The organism is Chitinophaga sp. OAE865 (assembly GCF_040546735.1).
In the GTDB taxonomy this organism is placed as follows: domain Bacteria; phylum Bacteroidota; class Bacteroidia; order Chitinophagales; family Chitinophagaceae; genus Chitinophaga; species Chitinophaga polysaccharea_A.
In genome coordinates, this window is record NZ_JBEPOF010000001.1 from 7,555,122 (window position 1) to 7,573,223 (window position 18,102).

Consider the following 18,102-nt stretch of genomic DNA (forward strand, 5'->3'; position numbering starts at 1 on the left):
TAATCCGATATAAGGGTTTGTTAAATTTAATAAAGAAATTAAAAACAGCTTAAAACGCGCGCGCGAAGGTTGTCTGACTCAGGATTAAACTGATTAAAATGATTACCTGGATTTGATTATGTAAGATTAAAAGATTTAGGAAGATATCACATCAGTATATATTCGCTTCTATCTTCCAAAATCCTTTAAAATCCCAAAGGTCAAATCCAGGTAATCATTTTAATCAGTTTAATCCTGAGTCAGACAACCTTCGCACTATTGCGCTTCCGTTATTTGCATATCCCTCAGTTCCTGCGGGGATACGGATGGTATTTTGTTCTGTGTTAGTTTCGCCGCAACGAACTGGCCTACGCGCATGGCATGCTCTTTTGAACTAAACACATGGTTGCCGGGGATACTGGGAATTACATCCTGGTAGATGTACGTATGACCGTCTACATTTACCTTATATCCCCACCCGTTGTTTATTTCAAAGGGCACCACTACTACCGGCACCATATCGGTGCCCGGCCCCTGTGTTGTTTTCCGGTATGATTTCCCTATCACAAAAACCAGCACAATCACGGCCATACCGGCTACGATAATGATATTACGCTTAGTCATTCTTATTGTATTCTGCAGTAGGATTAAATTCCCAAAGGTCGTCGAGCGACAGGCTGGAGCTGGCGCCCAGTCCAACAAAGCCACGGTCTTTCAGGCTGAAGCCAACCGCGCCTGAGCGGGCGGCGCCTTCAAAGTCTGTTTTCTGTACCCAGCGGTCGGTGCCCGGTGTATATTCCCACACGGCGGCAGAGTAACTGCCCTTGATGCCGGAAACGATATAGCCTTTACCCTGCATGGAAAAAGCTGCAGCAGAACTGCCGGCGAAGTTATAGTCATCGTCGAAGCTGTCGTCGTTTACGTTGGCAATCGGGTTGAGGGTGGCCCAGTGGGTACCGTCGAACGCGTAGAAGTCTGTTACATTAGCCGCATTGGCGGTGCCCATACAAACGTAGGCTTTGTTACCGATCACAAAAACAGAGGCATCTGTTCTTTTCCCGCTGTTCATGCTTTCCACCTGTGTCCATGCGTCGGCATCGGGAGCGGTAGGATCAAATTTCCAGTTGTCCTTTAACCAGTTACCATCATATCCGGTAGTAATAAACCCTTTATCGTTCAGTGCAAAAGCCACTGCGCCATAACGGGCGGTGCCTTTAAAATTTGCTTTCTTAGTCCAGGTTTTAGCAACCGGGTCATATTCGTAAAAGTCGTTCAGTTTATTTAACCCGTCATAACCTGTACCCACATAGCCTTTACCGGCCATCGCCATGCCAACGGCGCCATTCCTGGCTACACCCGGGAAGGAGGTTATCTGTGTCCACTGGTTCTGATCCACATCATATACCCAGAAGTCCTGTAATCTTTCTGTTCCGTCATAGCCGGTGCCTACGTAGGCTTTATTATCAATTACAAAGGAAGCTGCCGAGCTCCTGGCCACGCCTTCGTATTGAGAGCGCTTCATCCAGTTCCCCACCAGCGTTGTAGTATTTGAACCTTTCGAACAGGCCGCCAGGGAAGCCATCAATAATAAACTAAAACCTTTTAAATATCGCATTAGCATGTTCTTTTTACTAGCGCCAAAATTATCCGCAGGAGCATTCCCGCAAACAGGAAATAGCTGTTCCCCTGTTTTTAGCGGACGGATACCGTTATTTCATCTACCAGTTGGTTTCTTTCGCCTGAAATGCCTGTTCCTGCGCTACTGGCGGCATAAAGGATATATTTCGTTATTCATCGATGAATTTTGGCCGTTGGCATATTAAAGGAACTGAAAGTATCGATCCTGTCTAAAATTGCGCACCATGAACAATACCATGTATCACTTATTTTTCAGGCGCATAGCACGGAGCCTTTACAGGTACCTTCCTGCACTTTTACTGGCCATGGCGGTTTCTTCCTGCCAGAAAACCGGGTTTTCCTATAATAATATTGTAGATAATAACCAGAATACAGATTACATCCTGTCAGATACACTCACCGTAAATGTAAAAACGGTACAACAGGACTCCGTGCCTACTTCCGGTACCGAGGTATTGCTGGCCGGTAAAAGAACAGATCCCCTGTTTGGTACCGCTACCATCCAGTCCTATTTCCAGATAGCACAGCCAGCCTCGGTAGATATCCCGGTAAATGGCTCCGCATATGACTCCATGGTATTGATCATGCGCCCTAATGGCTACATGGCCGGCGACTCCACTATTCCACAGGAATTCCAGGTGTACCGGGTTACATCTACCATACAAACCGCCAAAAACTTTTACTACCTGTATAACAACAGCAGCTTCTCTACCGAAAGTACGCCGATCGGCAGCTTCAGCGGCGTTATCCGCCCACTTACCGATAAAACCGTTACCGTACATATGTCTGATCAGCTGGGCAGCCTGCTCTTTAATATGCTGCGCGACAAAAGCCCGGATATCACCGCAAACAATACTTTCCTGGAATTCTTTAAAGGGCTGAATGTAAGAGGCGGACCAGGCAGTAAAGCTGTTACCGGGTTCTCTGCTACCGACAGCTCCCTCGTGATGCGGTTATACTATCACGTCAACGAAATTATAACCACAGTAAAATATGTGGATTTCAAAATGCAGGCGTCTAACCTGCAGTTCAACCAGGTAGTGGCAGACCATACCGGCACGCCACTGGCGCCACTTACCGGCAGCGTTACAGAACTCCCTTCCGCCAGCACCGGTAACAGGGTTTTCACACAACCGGTAACAGGGTCGGCTACACGGATAGACATCCCTTACATCAAAAACCTTGTGTACATGGGACAGTTCTTTAAGATAATGAAAGTATACATGACGCTTAAACCGGTGCTCGGTACCTACACAGATAACCGCCTGCCGCCAAGAATGGCGCTGTGCGAGGTAAATAAGCTGAACGAGGTAACAGATACCCTTACATATGGCCAGCTGACAGTGGATAAGCTGTATGATAAAAATACCAACTACACCTTTGATATCACCAATTATGTAATCAAAGAACAAACTGCCAGCACCACAGACACACGGGGCCTGCTGCTTACGCCAAGCGCCACAGACAGCAGGACTACGCTGGACAGGCTGGTAACCGGCGATCAGCAGAACACCGACAATAAACTTAAAATACAGTTATACTACCTGTTGTATAAATAAAGGACACTCATGCGAATAAAAATATATAGCGGATTAATCATACTCCTGTTGTGCACAGCCACTGTAAAGGCGCAGCACGGGCTCAATTCCATTTACTCCGCCTATGGCATAGGCGACCTGGAATCGAGGGATTACAGCCGCAATTTCGGGCTGGGAAGCACCGGCATCGGCCGCAGGCATTCCGGCTATCTCAACGAACTTAATCCCGCCTCCTATAGCGCACTCCCACCACAGAACTTTATGTTTGATGTGTCGCTGAAAGCACAGCAGATCAACTACAGCGGCAATAATATTTCACAAAACGCCGGCGACATCAACTTCAAGCGGCTGGCCCTCGGCTTTAAAGCCGCCAAGTGGTGGGGCATTGGGGCTGGCATCACTCCCTTCAGCACGATAGACTATAAACTGGAAAACCAGCAGTTCGTAACCGGTACCGGTACGCCGGTAACCGCCACTACCACAGGTACAGGCGGTTTCAACAGGGCTTATATTTCCAATGGCTTCCAGCTCAGCAAAAACTTTTCTGTGGGTGTATCAACCGCTTTCCTGTTCGGTCCGCGGAATATCACACAATACGTTGGTTCGGATTCCTTACAAACACAGCATAACCAATACGGGTTCAAACCTAACTTTACTGCAGGTGCACAATATACCGGCAAAGTGGGCAAGGACTGGCAACTCGGACTGGGTGCCACCTACCGCTTCGAAACAACCATGAAGCTCCAGGAAAAACTCAATATCGTAAACCAGGATGGTACCTCGTTATACCAGAAAGACCAGGATCCCTCCTTCGTCACCCTGCCCGCTGAATATGGCGTGGGCCTGAGCCTTACCAACGGTACCATTACCTGGGTAGCCGATTACCGGCACTCATTGTGGAATTCACTGAATGAAAAAGGCCCTACTTACCGGTACCAGGATGGAGAAAGATATTCTACCGGTGTGGAATACACGATAAAACGGCACTACTATAACCAAAGTTTTGAAGGCGCTGTTTTACAGGCGGGCTTCGCCTACAACAAAACCCCACTGGTGGTAGGCAGCACACAAATCACTGATATCTCCGGCACATTGGGCGTATCCCTTCCCAATAAAAACGGGCAGCTCAGGTATTATATAGGCCTCGAAGCAGGACAACGCGGAAAAGAAGGAACAGCACTGGTAAAGGAAACATATGTCAATGCTGTATTTAACTTCAGCCTGAGGGATATCTGGTTCTTCAAACGCCTCGCGCAATAAAAAACTGCCGGTATCGCCTTCGGCGACACGCGGATTTTGTCTGACTCAGGATTATGATGATTATGATGATTAGTTTGATTTTATACTTTTGAATTTTTAAAAAAGGATAAGGGAGACAGAAGCGGATTTTTTACTTATATCTCCCGAAATCTTTTTAAATCATTTATAAGATCCCAAAAAATAAAATCAGGGTAATCTGCGTAATCAGTTTAATTCTGAGTCAGACAAAATCCGCGCCGAAAGCGACCTTTACCCGCCGGGCGACAACAGCTCGCGGAACCAGTAGCCGGAGTCTTTGATCATTCGCTGCTGCGTTTCAAAATTCACGTATACAAGACCGAAACGGGCACGGTAGCCTTCTGCCCATTCAAAATTATCGGTAAGGGTCCAGGCAAAATAGCCTTCTACAGGTATCCCTTCTTTTTTGGCTTTCAATACGCCGGATAAATATTCCTGGAAATAACTGATACGCGCCAGATCCGCTATGCGGCCATCTGTACCGGGTATATCGGGAAAAGCGGCGCCGCCTTCTGTAACGATCAGTTTTTTAACGCCTTCATAGGCGGCAAACTGCCTGAGCACTTCGTACAGCCCGTTGCCGTTAATCTCCCAGCCCAGCCCTGTTAACGGTACATTGCGATATCTTGCTTTCACTTCCGAGATCTTCACCACCGGCATAAATGTGTTGTATTTCACCACCAGCGGGAAATAATTCTGCACACCAATAAAATCAAAATTGAAGGCCAGCCGGTCCCAGTCACGCCATAGAGCGTAACGGCGCTCAATACGTTTAAGCAATGGAAAATCGCCTGTCGGATATCCCATGCCCAGCGAAGGCTCCAGGAACAGGCGGTTAAACAGTGCATCTGCACGGCGTGCGGCCATCAGATCGGCTTCACTGTTGCTGTTCGGAATGATCTGGGAACAGGACAATGCAGTGCCGATATTAGCGCCGGGCACCTCGTCCCGGAGCACGCGCCCGCCTTCCGCCTGCGCCATCACCGCATGGTGCACTGCAGGCAAAAACCACGACAGGCCAAATTTACCCGGTGCATGCACGCCCAGCATATACCCCAGGGCAGTAAAGCCAAACGGCTCATTCATCACGATCCAGTTCTTCACTTTATTCCCATATTCACGGGCGCATACCCTTACAAATTCTTCAAAAGCAAAAACAACTCCACGGTGGCTCCAGCCGCCTTTATGTTCCAGCGCCTGGGGCAAATCCCAATGATAAAGCGTGATATAAGGCTCCAGTCCCAGCTCCAGGCAGGCATCTATCACCCGGTGGTAGAAGTCGATCCCTGCGGGGTTTACCGCACCGGTACCTTTGGGTATGATACGGGACCACGACAACGAAAAACGGAATACGGAAAAGCCCAGCAGCTTTGCCAGCAGTATATCCTGTGTATAACGGTTGTAAAAATCAGTGGCTACCTGGGCATGGCTCTTATCTTTGATCTTTCCCTTACGGCTGGAGAAAGTATCCCAAATAGAGGGGCCTTTGCCATCTGTATTGAAGGCACCTTCATTCTGAAATGCGGAAATAGTAACCCCCCAGAGAAAATCGTCCCCGAAATCCTTTCGGGTAAAGGGTACAGCAGTTGTTTGCATATGCAATACCTGTGAACCGGGGCAAGTGCATCCCGGAATAACATGCAGTTTACAACAGTTTTCGGGGAAAATTAATTATATAATTGTTAAGGCATGATGATGAGTGAAAATTCGCAAAAGCTGTTTTAAAATATTACTTTTGAAAGCCTACAAAAATGATAGACAAACATGATGGGGAAGATATATCTTTTGCTGGTCCTTACATTGCTGGGCGCCTGCGCGGCTCCTTCCGGAAAGCCGGATACCGGGGCAGATGGCAGGGACTCACTGAATAAAATGGTGCTGATACCGGCTGGTACCTTTACCATGGGCGCCGATGATTCAACCGGTATGGCCGATGAATATCCCAAACACACCGTGGATATTGACAGTTTCTGGATGGATGAACATGAAGTGACCAATGCCGAATTTGCACAGTTTGTAGCAGCAACAGGTTATGTAACCACTGCGGAAAAGCCCATCAGCAAAGAAGAGCTGTTGGCCAGTTTACCTCCGGGCACACCGGAGCCCGACAGCAGCGCACTGGCAGACATGATGAAACCGGGCGCATTGGTGTTCACCCCATCCGACCATGCAGTACCGTTCAATGATATTTCGCAATGGTGGTCGTTCGTGGCAGGCGCCACCTGGCGGCATCCTGCAGGCCCCGGCAGCAATATAGATAAGCGGGATAACGAGCCTGTTACGCAGGTTTCCTGGTTGGATGCACAGGCTTACGCCAAATGGGCCGGTAAACGGCTTCCTACCGAAGCGGAATGGGAATACGCCGCACGTGGCGGACTGGCAGGAAAAATATATCCCTGGGGAACTGAAGCGCTTACCAGCGGTAAACCCAAAGCCAATACCTGGAATGGTAATTTTCCTTATAACAACACCAAAACAGACGGTTATTACGGCCTGGCGCCTGTAAAATCGTATAGCCCTAACGGTTACCAGTTGTATGATATGTCGGGGAATGTGTGGGAATGGTGCGAAGACTGGTACGATGCCAACTATTATATCCAGGGGGAAAAGGGCGTAAAGAACCCTGGTGGACCTGCAGCGGCGTTTGACCCGGATGATCCAGGTCAGGCCAAACGGGTGATCAGGGGAGGATCTTTTATGTGCAGTGATGAATACTGCCGTGGATACCGGGTATCGGCGCGTATGAAAAGCACGCCCGAATCCGGCCTGGCCAACCTGGGTTTCCGCTGTGTGCGCTCACTCGGTCAGCACTGATGCCAGGTCACGGTAATCGCCGTTATACCGTTTGCCCTTCAGGTAAAAAGTAGGTGTGCCGTTTACACCGCTGCGAACACCGCTTTCAAAATCCGCCTCCACCCTGCTCAACAGTTTGGGCGCTTCCATATCTTCCCTGAACTGGTGCAGATCCAGTTCAAGCTCCTTTGCCAGGGTTATCAGCAGGCCATCGTTTAATTCCGCCTGGCGGTTGTAAAGGGCGTCATGCATTTCCCAGAAGCGGCCCTGCCTGGCAGCGGCTTCTGCAGCCAGTGCTGCATCCATCGCATACTCATGGGCTTCCGACAATGGAAAGTTCCTGAATACGAACCGCAGCCGGCCAGCGAAGTTTGCCAGCAGTTCCTTTACTACAAAAAATGCTTCCCGGCAGTAGGGGCATTGAAAATCGCCGTATTCAACCAGTTCAATAGTGGCGTCTGCCGCACCGAGTACATGGTCCAATGCGTTTACGGGAGGGATCAGGGTAGGCATGACAGTTATTTTTTGAGGTTTTCCAATGCTTCGAGGATGCCATCGGCTCCGGGGTTTTCATTTACCGGCGATAAATAGCTCCATTGAATGATGCCGTTGGCATCTATTACAAACAAAGCCCGCTTGCTGATCCCTGTTCTCTCTTCATATACCCCGTAAGCGCGGGATACGGCGCCCTTCGGCTCGAAGTCTGACAACAGGTCGAAATGGATCTGGCGGGCACTGGCAAATGCCTGATGACACCAGGCGCCATCTACAGAGATACCCAGTAATACAGCATTATATTTTTCAAAATAATGAAGCATTTCATTGTACAATGTCATCTGATCACTGCATACGGGGCTCCAGTCGGCCGGGTAAAAGGCCAGGATAACATTTTTTCCACGCAGGTCTTTCAGGTGTACTTTCTTTTCCGGTGTGGCTTCCAGGGTAAAATCAGGAGCTGTTTCGCCTTTCTGTAACATATGTGGTTAAATTGTTGGTCCTATATAAACAGCTGCGGGGGGATAATGTTCTACAAAAACAAAAATGCCACGGTGGCGGACCGTGGCTTTTTGTGACAGGCTGTTGCCTTTTCGTTATTTAACAATGATCGTATCTGAATCAACTCTCATGGCGTTTCCTTCACCCTTGGTAGTGATCATCACTACGCCTTCAGGATGTGTTTTCCCTTTGTAAATAGTGGCTTTGCTTCCTTTGTAAACATTTACGGATTTGATGGAAGAAGCGGATATGCTGCTGGCTTCCTCCCTGGAAACTTCTTTACCATCTACCACCAATAATGCACCGGCCGGAAGCGACTGTGCACTGTTGTTGTTATCGGTCCGGTATCCTATCACCCTGATGGTACCGGCAGTATCCCTTACCGGTGCCGTAAGTCTTTCCCCATTCTTTTTTGTGGTAACCAGTATTACGCCATTCTTTCCCCTGGAGCCATAAATTGCAGTAGCTGATTTGTTTTTCAGTACGCTGATAGATTCGATACCATCCGGTGCAATGCCTTCAATGGATTCCACGGGGCTGCCATCTACAATGTAGAGCGGGGCCTTATCCGGATCTACTCCGCGAAGTGTGAGCACATTTCCTTTTTGCCCGGGCGCCACGGTATCTTTAGTTACTTTGAGCGGCGTCTTTTTCACCTGTTCCACTTTTGGTGGCGGGGGCGGTTTTGGTACTCCTTTCGTCACCTGTTCTACCTTTGGTGGTGGTGGTGCTTTTGGCGGTGCCGGAGGAGGCGGCGGTACTGTATCTTTAACAATAACGTTGGCAAAAGGATGAACGGAAGGCGCTTTTGTGTAATTGAGCGATAATACGGTTCCTCCTACCATCAGTCCTAATACCAGGTAACGCGCCATTTGATAACGTGATGACTTTTTGCTGTTCATCATGATGATCCTGTTTTTTAGATGTGAGAAATTGAAATTGTTTGCGATGGCCGTCGCATATGGGATCCCACTTACTTTAATTAAATTGTATTGATAGGCGGTTTTATCCACGCCCTGCTTCAGCAGGTACCTGTCTGTAATAAACTCCAGGTTTTCACGGATGGCTGTTTTCATCAGCCATGCGCCGGGATTGAACCAGTAAAAAATGTTATTAAGCTCTCCCAGTACTACATCTACGCTATGCCATTGCTGCACATGCACTTTTTCATGCCGCAGGATGGCCGGCAGTTCCTCCGGCTGGTGCAATACCGGGTTGATGTAGATGTTCCGGAAAAAAGAAAAAGGATTTACCGGTTGCTGTAATACCTGCACCGTGGTATCAGCTATTTTACTGCGTTTGGAGCTGCGGTGTATTTTCCATAATGATAATAACTGGAAACAAAAACGTATAGCCATTACCGATACGCCGGTCCAGAATATGTATACCAGCAGCGTCCAGATGGTAAACACAGGCGCAGGCGCCTGCCAGCCGCCCAGATCCGGAACATAGGTCATCACACTGTCTGCCAGCACTTCGTGCCTGTTTACAAACGCATCAATAGGTATCAGGGGAAACAGGGATGAAAAAACAATACCTGTGAGCAGGAACAACCTGTTCCCGGTGTAAAAGGTGAGCCTGCGCAAACCAAACCGGTAAGCCAGAAAAAATAAGGTAAGCGCGATATTTGCCTTTAACAGGTATATTAAAATAGCAGGTACCATAGCCGTAATTTTATTATTTACCTTTTTCTATCATGTTGATGATTTCTTTCAGCTCGTCCGGACTGATCTTTTTTTCTTTTGCGAAAAAAGACACCAGCTCTTTATACGAGTTCTCGAAATAATCCTTTACAAAACCATTCATGAACTTCTGCTTGTATGCCGCTTCTTCCATAACAGGCGTGTACTCGTATACGTTACCCATTTTCCGGCTCTCTACAAATCCCTTTTTCTCCAGGTTCTTAATAGTAGATGCCAGTGTGGTATAAGGGGGAGCCGGCGCACTGTGCGCCTCCAGGAAGTCTTTCACAAAACCTTTCCCTACTTTCCAGATAGCCAGCATGGCTGTTTCTTCTTGCTGGGTAAGTTTTTCCATAGCAATTAATAATTTGAACTACGATTCTTTCGTAAATCTACGAATGTTTCGTAGATAAACAAATATTTTTTTAGAAAGATGATCTAAGCGGAGGGAACCGGTTAAAAAGGAAGAGGTGCAAAGGAATGAACCTTTGCACCTCTTTCTTTTTATATCTCCCGAAGGGAAAATTATTTCAAAATCTCTTCCAGTTTGGAAGCCAGTTCCTCACCACGCAGGTTCTTGGCTACGATCTTCCCTTTCGGATCAATCAGCACATTCTGTGGGATGGCGCGAACACCGTAAAGGTCTGCTGCCGCATTCTTCCATCCTTTCAGATCAGAAACATGCGTCCAGGTGAGCTTATCGGCATCTACAGCGGCCAGCCATTTATCTTTCTTGTCGTCCAGGGAAACGCCGAGGATCTCGAAGCCTTTATCCTTGAATTTATCGTAGGCTTTTACCACGTTAGGGTTCTCTGCACGGCAGGGACCGCACCAGCTTGCCCAGAAATCCACCAGTACGTATTTACCACGGAAAGACGACAGGCTGATATTTTTCCCATTGGCATCCGCCTGTGCAAATTCAAGCGCAGGCTGGCCTACAGCTGTTTTGCGGGCAGACTCCAGGCGTTTTGAAAATTCTTTACCGGAAGGGGAGCTCTTTGCCTCTTTACTTAATTTTTTGAACAGCGGCGTTACTTCAGCAGGCTTGATATCATAACCGGCTACCTGGTTTAACAGGAACATCGCAATGGGAGAATTGGTATTTTTAGCAAGAAAATCGTTCTCAATCTTTTTCTCTTCTGCATCCAGTGCATCATATTCCGCTTCCAGCTTTTTAATTCCGTCCTCGTCCTTATTCTTGGCCAGTTCACGGTATTTGGCCTGCAGTGCTGCACCTTTCTCGTTCACATCTTTCAACAGCTCATTCAGTTTTTTATAATCGTCGTTGGCTTTGGAACCGGTTACGGTAGCCTTGCTGATAGAATCTGTAGTATTGATGGTGATAACGCCTTTATCCAGGAAAACCGCCAGCATATCACGTCCCATAGACACAGGTTTTTCACTGCCTTTCTGTACCAGCATCAGGCTGGCCAGTCCTGCTTCTTCCAGGGTGCCGCTGAACGTAAATTTACCATCTTTGATTTGTGCGCTGTCCATGAAGTTTTCGCCGCCTTTGCGCATTCTCAGGTACACCGTAGCAGGGTCATGCTGTTGGGAAACAGTTCCCTGTATAGTATAAGGCCTGCCTGCGGCTGTACCTTTTTTATCCTGGGCAAACATTACTGCCGGCAATAAAAAGGCTATACCTACAATTGCTTTTCTCATTGGTTTTTGTTTTACGAATAACAAATTTGTAAAATCGGCCGCTCATTAACAACCTGATTTTGATAAACGGCTATTTTAGCAACTGTTCCAGTTTAGCCTCCAGTTCTTCTCCACGCAGGTTGCGGGCAATAATTTTTCCCGCAGGATCTACCAGGAAGTTAGTGGGAATAGACTGAACCCCGTACTGCACTGCCACTTCGTTGCCCCAGCCCCGTAAATCGGATACCTGCGTCCAGGCCAGTCCATCCTGGCTGATGGCGCGTAACCAGCGCTCACGGTTATCATCCAGGGAAACGCCCAGGATCGTAAAATTTTTATCCTTGAACCTGTTATAAGCCTTTACTACATTGGGGTTTTCCTGGCGGCAGGGACCACACCAGCTCGCCCAGAAATCAACCAGCACGTACTTGCCCCTGAAAGACGACAGCTTTACCGGCTGCCCCTTGGTATCTTCCTGTGAAAAATCATCGGCAACCACATTGAGCACATTTGCCTTCAGGCTTTTTACATAGACGGTTACGCTCTTTCCATACTGGCTTTCCTGTACAGACTTATCAAGTGACTCAAACAATTGCCTGAACTCTTCCGGCTCCAGTCTGCTGCGCAGCTCATTCATCATCAGCCAGATGCTGGCAATGCTCTTAGGATGCGAATTAATAAACTGCTTACCGGTATTCACCACATCCTTGCTGAAAGCTTCTGCCTTCTTGCGGAAGGCATTCTTTCCCGGCTCATCTTCAGGATTGATCTGTTTGGCTTCAGTATTAAGTTCCTGGGCCTCTTTGATCAATGGCTCAAATGCCTTTTGATATTCCTGCATTGCCAGCGTATTGGCATTGCCTTTCACGGAGGCGGCTACCGGGTATGTAGCCAGGGAAGTAGTAAATTGTATAGGATCATTCCCCGTTACAAACAACATGGGATAATTTACATCCTGCAGGATCAACGCATATACGGAAGGCTCCTTACCGCTTTTCACACGGAAACTGAACTGTTCATTCTTTATCACCGCCGAATCGTCCGGGTTATTGTCCTGGTCGTCAAAAAGATAAATGGTTTTGCCGTTTGCCCCTCTCACAATACCCGATACCTGCTGGGCATTCGCACCTGCGAAAACCAACGCCGCAGCGGCTAACAGGAAAATCTGTTTCATTACAAATTATTTTAATTAGTTAGTGGGGTGTAATATACGAAGAGATTCTTTCACGGAGAAGATGCCGGTTTCGCCGGCTTTTAAATTGTCTTGGCTCAGGATTTAGATGATTACGCTGATTACACTGATTTTATTATTTTCTTAATTAGGTTTACAAGTTTAATTATCAACCTCTAATGAATAAAAATAAAATCGGTGTAATCAGCGTAATCATCTAAATCCTGAGCCAAGGCAATTTACGCCAGCTTCGCTGGCCGGTTATTTATGCCGCTGTTTTAACACCGATATAACATCTGAGAGCTGGAAACCTTTTGCCTGGAGGAGGATCAGGTAATGGAACAACAGGTCGGCGGATTCATTGAGGAACAGCTCATCGTTATTGTCTTTCGCCTCAATTACCACTTCTACTGCTTCCTCTCCTACTTTCTGCGCAATTTTATTGATGCCTTTGGCAAAAAGACTGGCAGTATAAGATTTATCGGAAGGATTGTTTCTCCTGTCCGTAATAATATTTTCCAGGGTGGCAAGAAAATCATTGGCCACATTCTTTTCGTTCCAGCAGGTATCGGCGCCGGTATGGCATACCGGGCCTACCGGACTGGCTTTGATGAGAATGGTGTCCTGGTCGCAGTCCACCATCAGGTCTTTCACGATCAGGAAATTACCACTCTCCTCACCCTTTGTCCATAAACGGTTTTTTGAGCGGCTGAAAAAAGTCACCTTGCCTTCCAAAACGGTTTTCTCTACTGATTCCCGGTTCATATAACCAAGCATCAGCACCTTATTGGTTACGGCATCCTGTATAATAGCCGGTACCAGGCCATCGGGCGACTTTTGAAAATCTATCTGCATGTTTACTTATTTCAGGTATCTTAAAATCTTACGTTCACCCCCTTGCTATAGAGAAAGGTTTTGAGCGCAGGAATCTCTATTTCTTTATAATGGAAGATGCTGGCTGCCAGGGCTGCATCTGCCTGTGCGTTCTCAAAAACATCGGTAAAATGTTCCATGGTGCCTGCACCGCCGGAAGCTATCACCGGCACATTCAGGTGCTGTGCCATTTGCCCGGTTATATCCAGCGCAAAGCCTTTTTTTGTGCCATCGTTGTTCATGGAGGTAAGCAGTATTTCACCTGCGCCACGGCCTACTGCTTCCCTGGCCCAGTCGAATGCCTTTACCTCTGTTTTCACACGGCCTCCATTCAGGTACACGTACCAGTCGCCGTCTTCAAACCGTGTATCAATAGCCAGTACAATGCACTGGCTGCCAAATTCACGGGCCAGCCGGTCTACCAGTGCGGGGTCCTTAAAAGCCGAGGTATTTACAGAAATCTTATCTGCACCGGATTGCAGCAGTACATATACATCTTCTACAGAAGAAATACCACCACCTACGGTAAAAGGAATATTCACATGACGGGCAATACCTGTTACCAGTTCTGCCAGCGTCTTTCTTCGTTCGTTCGTTGCCGTTATATCCAGGAACACCAGCTCATCTGCGCCCTGTTCCGCATACAAAGCCCCCAGCTCAATGGGATCGCCGGCATCGCGGATATTCTCAAAATTGATGCCCTTCACGGTACGGCCGTCTTTAATATCCAGGCACGGTATGATGCGTTTGGTCAACATGTGCTAATAGTTTACAGGAATGTTTTTAATGCATCCATGGAGATATTACCTTCATAGATCGCTTTGCCAATGATAACACCGCTGCAGCCAATTTCCTGCAGGGCAGCCACATCTTCAATATTGCTCACGCCGCCACTGGCTACAAAGTTAATACCTGCGAAGCGTTCTGTTATCTTTTTATAGAGATCAACGGATGGTCCCTGCAACAGGCCATCTTTGGCGATATCTGTACAAAAGATATTGGTGACGCCCTGTGCAATATTGCTTTCAAGAAAATCAAATACAGATAATTCTGTTGTTTCCAGCCAGCCGCCTACTGCGATCTTCTCCTCTTTCACATCAGCGCCCAGGAATATTTTACCGGCGCCATATCTTTTCACCCAGCTGAAAAAAAGTTCAGGATGCTTCACTGCCACACTGCCTATGGTAGCCAGCGCTGCACCGCTTTCAAATACTATTTCCAGGTCCTTATCTGTTTTAATACCACCTCCAAAATCGGTTACCAGCGAGGTTTTACCGGCAATGCTCTCCAGCACCTTCCAGTTTACCACCGCTCCTTTTTTGGCGCCATCCAGGTCTACCAAATGAAGGCGGCGCACGCCTATCGCTTCAAACTCTTTGGCCACTTCCAGCGGATGCTCGTTATACACTTTCTGCTGGCTGTAATCGCCCTGGGTAAGCCTTACACATTTACCACCGATGATATCAATGGCAGGTATGATCTCAAATTTCTTAGTTGTCATATTTTGCTGATCCAAAGACAGTTCCATTCTAACAAAGGTGATCCCTCCTTTTACAAAGTAATCGCCTTTTCTTGTATAGCCCAGTCTGTCATAAAAAGTTACCGCGGTGTCCCGTGCATTACACCAGAGCAGTTTTATTTTTTCTTTTTTGCAGATGTCTGCCAGGTGTGCGAGTATCGCCCTGCCAAAGCCTTTTCCCTGCGCAGCCGGTGCAGTAGCCAGTTTACGGAACTGCGCGCTTTCACCGCCGGGAAAAAGAGAGACCACTGTTACCAGCTGCCCCTGGTCAAAAACGCCAAAATGAAGCCCGTCCTCATCATGGTCTACCTTTACAGCATCCAGCGTTTCGTTGGGATACAGTACATCCCTGCGGAGCTGCAAAGTATCATCTGCGCTGATCTTCCGGATATTCATCTTAAAGGTTCAAAAAGTTTTCAATGATACGCGCGCCGGCCACTGCGGATTTCTCCGGGTGGAACTGCACCGCGTAAAAATTATCCTTCTGCAGGGCTGCGCTGTAGTTGATCACGTAATTGGTAATAGCTACTGTATCTGCACCAAGCGCTGCATAATAGCTGTGCACAAAATACATGTAGGCATTTTCCGGCACATGCTCAAACACTACGCTGTGCAAACCGGTAATATTATTCCAGCCGATCTGCGGTATTTTCAGGAGGTTTTCTACGGGCGACTGAAACCGTTTCACATCCACATCAAATATGCCGATACATTTGGTATCGTTTTCTTCCGAATGTTTGCACAACAATTGCATTCCCAGGCAAATACCCAGTACAGGCTGCTTCAGGCCGGCAATCACCTCATCCAGTTTTCTTTCCTTCAGGTACTGCATCGCCGTACTGGCTTCTCCCACACCGGGAAAAATCACCTTGTCGGCAGCCATGATCTCTTCATGATCATCCGTAACAGTACCGTTTACGCCTAAACGCTCCAATGCAAACTGCACAGAGCGGATATTACCGGCGTTATATTTTATGATAACCGTTTTCATGTTATTACTGAATTATTCCCGAAATAAACGTTTTCACCGTTTCGTCAATATTAGTACTGTGCTCAATAGCTTTTATAAACGCAGTACCTATAATGGCGCCATTGGCATGCGCAGATGCCGCCTCAAAAGTAGCTTTATCTTTTATACCAAACCCAATTAAAACCGGGTTCTTCAGCTGCAGCTGTTTCAGTCGCTCGAAATAAGCCTGCTGGTCCTTCATATCCTTGTCTTTTCCTGTAGTGGAAGATGAGGATACCGCGTAAATAAAGCCTTTGCTCAGGCTGTCTATTTTACGGATACGTGTTTCGCTGGTTTCGGGTGTTACCAGGAAGATCAGGTGCAGGTTATATTTTTCAAAAACAGGTCTGTATTCATTCTCATATTCAGCCATCGGCAGGTCCGGTACAATAATACCATCCACACCTACTTCCGCGCATTTGGCACAAAACGCTTCCACACCATACGTTAGTACGGGATTGAAGTATCCCATGAGGATCACCGGTACCCGGATACTGCTTCTGAAACCGGCAAGCTGCTCAAACAGCTTCTGCAGGCTCATCCCGTTCTGAAGCGCTTTGGTGCTGCTGTCCTGGATCACAGGGCCATCCGCCAGCGGATCGGAGAACGGCATTCCCAGCTCAATAAGGTCCGCGCCATGTTGTTGCAGGGCGGTCATCACCGGTAAAGTGTCGTTCAACTGCGGGAAACCAGCCGTGCAATATATATTTAAAACGCCGTGTTGCTTCTTGGCAAACAGTTGATCTATACGATTCTGCATAATCCATTTTATTTATTCATGTGACGGATATAGGTATCCAGGTCTTTATCGCCGCGGCCTGAAAGGCATACCACCACTACATCATCCGTGTTCAATGGCAGGTCTTTCAGTTTAGCCAGGGCATGTGCCGATTCCATAGCGGGAATAATTCCCTCCAGCAGGCTCAGTTCATAAGCCGCTGCCAATGCTTCCTCATCGGTGGCTGAGAGGAACTGTGCACGGCCCGATTCGTACAAATGCGCATGCATAGGTCCTATACCCGGGTAATCCAATCCTGCGGAAATTGAATGTGGCTCCACGATCTGTCCATCTCCTGTTTGCATCAGCAGCGTTTTGCTGGCATGGATGATCCCAATGGTGCCCAGTTGGGTGGTAGCAGCGGAAAAACCGCTGTGCACCCCTTTCCCGCCGGCTTCTACGGCTACCAGTTTTACATTTTCCCGGTCGAGGTAATGGAAGTAAGCGCCGGCAGCATTACTGCCTCCGCCAATGCAGGCCACTACATAATCAGGATCCTCGCTGCCGGTCTTCTCCAGCAGTTGCTTCTTTATTTCTTCACTGATCACGGATTGAAAACGCGCCACCATATCAGGATACGGATGCGGCCCTGCAGCGGTGCCCAGGATATAATGCGTATCCACGGGATTGTTGATCCAGTCGCGGATAGCCTCGTTGGTAGCATCTTTCAGCGTTTTGCTACCACTGGTGGCCGGTACTACAGTAGCTCCCAGCATTTTCATACGGGCTACATTGGGCGCCTGTCTTTCTATATCAATACTACCCATGTACACCACGCACTCCATGCCCATCAGAGCACATACCGTTGCAGTAGCCACGCCATGTTGCCCGGCCCCTGTTTCCGCAATGATGCGTCGTTTGCCCAGTCGTTGCGCCAGCAGGATCTGCCCGATGGTATTGTTCACCTTGTGGGCACCTGTATGATTCAGGTCTTCTCTTTTAAGATAGATTTTTGCTTTATATTTTTCAGACAAACGTTTGGCGAAATACAAAGGGGAAGGCCTTCCTACATAATCCCGTAGAAGGGCTTCAAAGTCCTGCTGGAAAGAAGGATCACTGAGAATACCAAGGTATTGTGACTGCAATTCTTCTACATTGGGATACAGCATTTCAGGAATGTAGGCTCCGCCAAATCTGCCATAATAACCATTCTTATCCACCTGATACCTGGAGTTGCCGGTATTGATCGCAATATCCATGACCG

Annotated in this window: 18 protein-coding genes; 3 read left to right on the forward strand and 15 right to left on the reverse strand. The window is 47.7% G+C overall.

Annotation, left to right across the window (positions count from 1 at the left end):
- Positions 1 to 255: 255 nt before the first annotated feature.
- Both ABIE50_RS30085 and ABIE50_RS30090 read right to left on the reverse strand, forming a co-directional pair.
- Entirely contained in the window at positions 256 to 603 is a 348-nt protein-coding gene (locus ABIE50_RS30085) for a DUF4907 domain-containing protein (RefSeq protein WP_209862563.1), read from the reverse strand.
- A complete protein-coding gene (locus ABIE50_RS30090) occupies positions 596 to 1,594 on the reverse strand; it encodes a Kelch repeat-containing protein (RefSeq protein ID WP_209862566.1) in 999 nt (332 codons plus the stop codon). Before ABIE50_RS30090 ends, ABIE50_RS30085 begins: the two co-directional genes overlap by 8 nt.
- 247 nt (positions 1,595 to 1,841) lie before the next feature.
- On the opposite strand from ABIE50_RS30090, the gene ABIE50_RS30095 reads away from it, so the two are divergent.
- Together ABIE50_RS30095 and bamG are read left to right on the forward strand one after the other, a co-directional pair.
- Complete coding sequence (locus ABIE50_RS30095; protein WP_209862569.1) at positions 1,842 to 3,176, forward strand: DUF4270 family protein; 1,335 nt, start codon at positions 1,842 to 1,844, stop codon at positions 3,174 to 3,176.
- A gap of 9 nt (positions 3,177 to 3,185) precedes the next feature.
- The gene (gene bamG, locus ABIE50_RS30100) at positions 3,186 to 4,415 is read left to right on the forward strand and encodes a BamG family beta-barrel-assembly machinery protein (RefSeq protein WP_209862572.1); all 1,230 of its coding nucleotides are present in this window, start codon (positions 3,186 to 3,188) and stop codon (positions 4,413 to 4,415) included.
- Positions 4,416 to 4,664: 249 nt separating this feature from the next.
- Here the strand turns inward: bamG and ABIE50_RS30105 are convergent, their stop codons facing one another.
- A complete protein-coding gene (locus tag ABIE50_RS30105) occupies positions 4,665 to 6,029 on the reverse strand; it encodes a GH1 family beta-glucosidase (protein WP_209862575.1) in 1,365 nt (454 codons plus the stop codon).
- Positions 6,030 to 6,197: 168 nt separating this feature from the next.
- On the opposite strand from ABIE50_RS30105, the gene ABIE50_RS30110 reads away from it, so the two are divergent.
- On the forward strand, positions 6,198 to 7,247 hold the full coding sequence (locus tag ABIE50_RS30110; RefSeq protein WP_209862578.1) for a formylglycine-generating enzyme family protein: 1,050 nt from the start codon (positions 6,198 to 6,200) through the stop codon (positions 7,245 to 7,247).
- On the opposite strand, the gene ABIE50_RS30115 is transcribed toward ABIE50_RS30110, so the two are convergent.
- The 12 genes from ABIE50_RS30115 to trpB form a co-directional block, all read right to left on the reverse strand.
- Positions 7,230 to 7,739, reverse strand: coding sequence for a DsbA family protein (locus tag ABIE50_RS30115; RefSeq protein WP_209862581.1), 510 nt, complete (start codon positions 7,737 to 7,739; stop codon positions 7,230 to 7,232). The two genes, ABIE50_RS30110 and ABIE50_RS30115, sit on opposite strands and share 18 nt — an antisense overlap.
- Positions 7,740 to 7,744: 5 nt before the next feature.
- On the reverse strand, positions 7,745 to 8,203 hold the full coding sequence (locus ABIE50_RS30120; RefSeq protein ID WP_142686166.1) for a redoxin domain-containing protein: 459 nt from the start codon (positions 8,201 to 8,203) through the stop codon (positions 7,745 to 7,747).
- 114 nt (positions 8,204 to 8,317) lie between these two features.
- Positions 8,318 to 9,886, reverse strand: a complete 1,569-nt coding sequence (locus ABIE50_RS30125; RefSeq protein ID WP_209862584.1) for a TonB-dependent receptor plug domain-containing protein — start codon at positions 9,884 to 9,886, stop codon at positions 8,318 to 8,320.
- A gap of 13 nt (positions 9,887 to 9,899) precedes the next feature.
- Positions 9,900 to 10,259: a BlaI/MecI/CopY family transcriptional regulator gene (locus tag ABIE50_RS30130; protein ID WP_142686164.1), complete on the reverse strand. Its 360-nt coding sequence runs from the start codon at positions 10,257 to 10,259 to the stop codon at positions 9,900 to 9,902.
- Positions 10,260 to 10,429: 170 nt separating this feature from the next.
- Positions 10,430 to 11,569 (reverse strand): redoxin domain-containing protein, encoded by a 1,140-nt coding sequence (locus tag ABIE50_RS30135; protein ID WP_354028242.1) that lies wholly within the window; start codon positions 11,567 to 11,569, stop codon positions 10,430 to 10,432.
- Between the two features lie 70 nt (positions 11,570 to 11,639).
- Positions 11,640 to 12,722 (reverse strand): redoxin domain-containing protein, encoded by a 1,083-nt coding sequence (locus tag ABIE50_RS30140; protein WP_354028243.1) that lies wholly within the window; start codon positions 12,720 to 12,722, stop codon positions 11,640 to 11,642.
- 258 nt (positions 12,723 to 12,980) lie between these two features.
- Positions 12,981 to 13,574: a bifunctional phosphoribosyl-AMP cyclohydrolase/phosphoribosyl-ATP diphosphatase HisIE gene (gene hisIE / locus ABIE50_RS30145; protein WP_209862587.1), complete on the reverse strand. Its 594-nt coding sequence runs from the start codon at positions 13,572 to 13,574 to the stop codon at positions 12,981 to 12,983.
- A gap of 20 nt (positions 13,575 to 13,594) precedes the next feature.
- Positions 13,595 to 14,350, reverse strand: coding sequence for an imidazole glycerol phosphate synthase subunit HisF (hisF, locus tag ABIE50_RS30150; protein WP_209862590.1), 756 nt, complete (start codon positions 14,348 to 14,350; stop codon positions 13,595 to 13,597).
- Positions 14,351 to 14,361: 11 nt separating this feature from the next.
- Positions 14,362 to 15,507, reverse strand: a complete 1,146-nt coding sequence (gene hisA / locus ABIE50_RS30155) for a 1-(5-phosphoribosyl)-5-[(5-phosphoribosylamino)methylideneamino]imidazole-4-carboxamide isomerase (protein WP_209862593.1) — start codon at positions 15,505 to 15,507, stop codon at positions 14,362 to 14,364.
- A 1-nt stretch (position 15,508) separates the two neighbouring features.
- A complete protein-coding gene (gene hisH, locus ABIE50_RS30160) occupies positions 15,509 to 16,102 on the reverse strand; it encodes an imidazole glycerol phosphate synthase subunit HisH (RefSeq protein WP_142686158.1) in 594 nt (197 codons plus the stop codon).
- Between the two features lie 4 nt (positions 16,103 to 16,106).
- On the reverse strand, positions 16,107 to 16,880 hold the full coding sequence (trpA, locus tag ABIE50_RS30165; RefSeq protein WP_209862596.1) for a tryptophan synthase subunit alpha: 774 nt from the start codon (positions 16,878 to 16,880) through the stop codon (positions 16,107 to 16,109).
- An 8-nt stretch (positions 16,881 to 16,888) separates the two neighbouring features.
- Complete coding sequence (gene trpB / locus ABIE50_RS30170) at positions 16,889 to 18,097, reverse strand: tryptophan synthase subunit beta (RefSeq protein WP_209862599.1); 1,209 nt, start codon at positions 18,095 to 18,097, stop codon at positions 16,889 to 16,891.
- Positions 18,098 to 18,102 lie beyond the last annotated feature (5 nt).

What these genes read in the sequence shown, in the direction of transcription:
- ABIE50_RS30085 (WP_209862563.1), bottom strand. Translation starts at nt 603, where the DNA reads ATGACTAAGCGTAATATCATTATCGTAGCCGGTATGGCCGTGATTGTG.
- ABIE50_RS30090 (WP_209862566.1), bottom strand. Translation starts at nt 1,594, where the DNA reads ATGCGATATTTAAAAGGTTTTAGTTTATTATTGATGGCTTCCCTGGCG.
- ABIE50_RS30095 (WP_209862569.1), top strand. Translation starts at nt 1,842, where the DNA reads ATGAACAATACCATGTATCACTTATTTTTCAGGCGCATAGCACGGAGC.
- bamG (WP_209862572.1), top strand. Translation starts at nt 3,186, where the DNA reads ATGCGAATAAAAATATATAGCGGATTAATCATACTCCTGTTGTGCACA.
- ABIE50_RS30105 (WP_209862575.1), bottom strand. Translation starts at nt 6,029, where the DNA reads ATGCAAACAACTGCTGTACCCTTTACCCGAAAGGATTTCGGGGACGAT.
- ABIE50_RS30110 (WP_209862578.1), top strand. Translation starts at nt 6,198, where the DNA reads ATGATGGGGAAGATATATCTTTTGCTGGTCCTTACATTGCTGGGCGCC.
- ABIE50_RS30115 (WP_209862581.1), bottom strand. Translation starts at nt 7,739, where the DNA reads ATGCCTACCCTGATCCCTCCCGTAAACGCATTGGACCATGTACTCGGT.
- ABIE50_RS30120 (WP_142686166.1), bottom strand. Translation starts at nt 8,203, where the DNA reads ATGTTACAGAAAGGCGAAACAGCTCCTGATTTTACCCTGGAAGCCACA.
- ABIE50_RS30125 (WP_209862584.1), bottom strand. Translation starts at nt 9,886, where the DNA reads ATGGTACCTGCTATTTTAATATACCTGTTAAAGGCAAATATCGCGCTT.
- ABIE50_RS30130 (WP_142686164.1), bottom strand. Translation starts at nt 10,259, where the DNA reads ATGGAAAAACTTACCCAGCAAGAAGAAACAGCCATGCTGGCTATCTGG.
- ABIE50_RS30135 (WP_354028242.1), bottom strand. Translation starts at nt 11,569, where the DNA reads ATGAGAAAAGCAATTGTAGGTATAGCCTTTTTATTGCCGGCAGTAATG.
- ABIE50_RS30140 (WP_354028243.1), bottom strand. Translation starts at nt 12,722, where the DNA reads ATGAAACAGATTTTCCTGTTAGCCGCTGCGGCGTTGGTTTTCGCAGGT.
- hisIE (WP_209862587.1), bottom strand. Translation starts at nt 13,574, where the DNA reads ATGCAGATAGATTTTCAAAAGTCGCCCGATGGCCTGGTACCGGCTATT.
- hisF (WP_209862590.1), bottom strand. Translation starts at nt 14,350, where the DNA reads ATGTTGACCAAACGCATCATACCGTGCCTGGATATTAAAGACGGCCGT.
- hisA (WP_209862593.1), bottom strand. Translation starts at nt 15,507, where the DNA reads ATGAATATCCGGAAGATCAGCGCAGATGATACTTTGCAGCTCCGCAGG.
- hisH (WP_142686158.1), bottom strand. Translation starts at nt 16,102, where the DNA reads ATGAAAACGGTTATCATAAAATATAACGCCGGTAATATCCGCTCTGTG.
- trpA (WP_209862596.1), bottom strand. Translation starts at nt 16,880, where the DNA reads ATGCAGAATCGTATAGATCAACTGTTTGCCAAGAAGCAACACGGCGTT.
- trpB (WP_209862599.1), bottom strand. Translation starts at nt 18,097, where the DNA reads ATGGATATTGCGATCAATACCGGCAACTCCAGGTATCAGGTGGATAAG.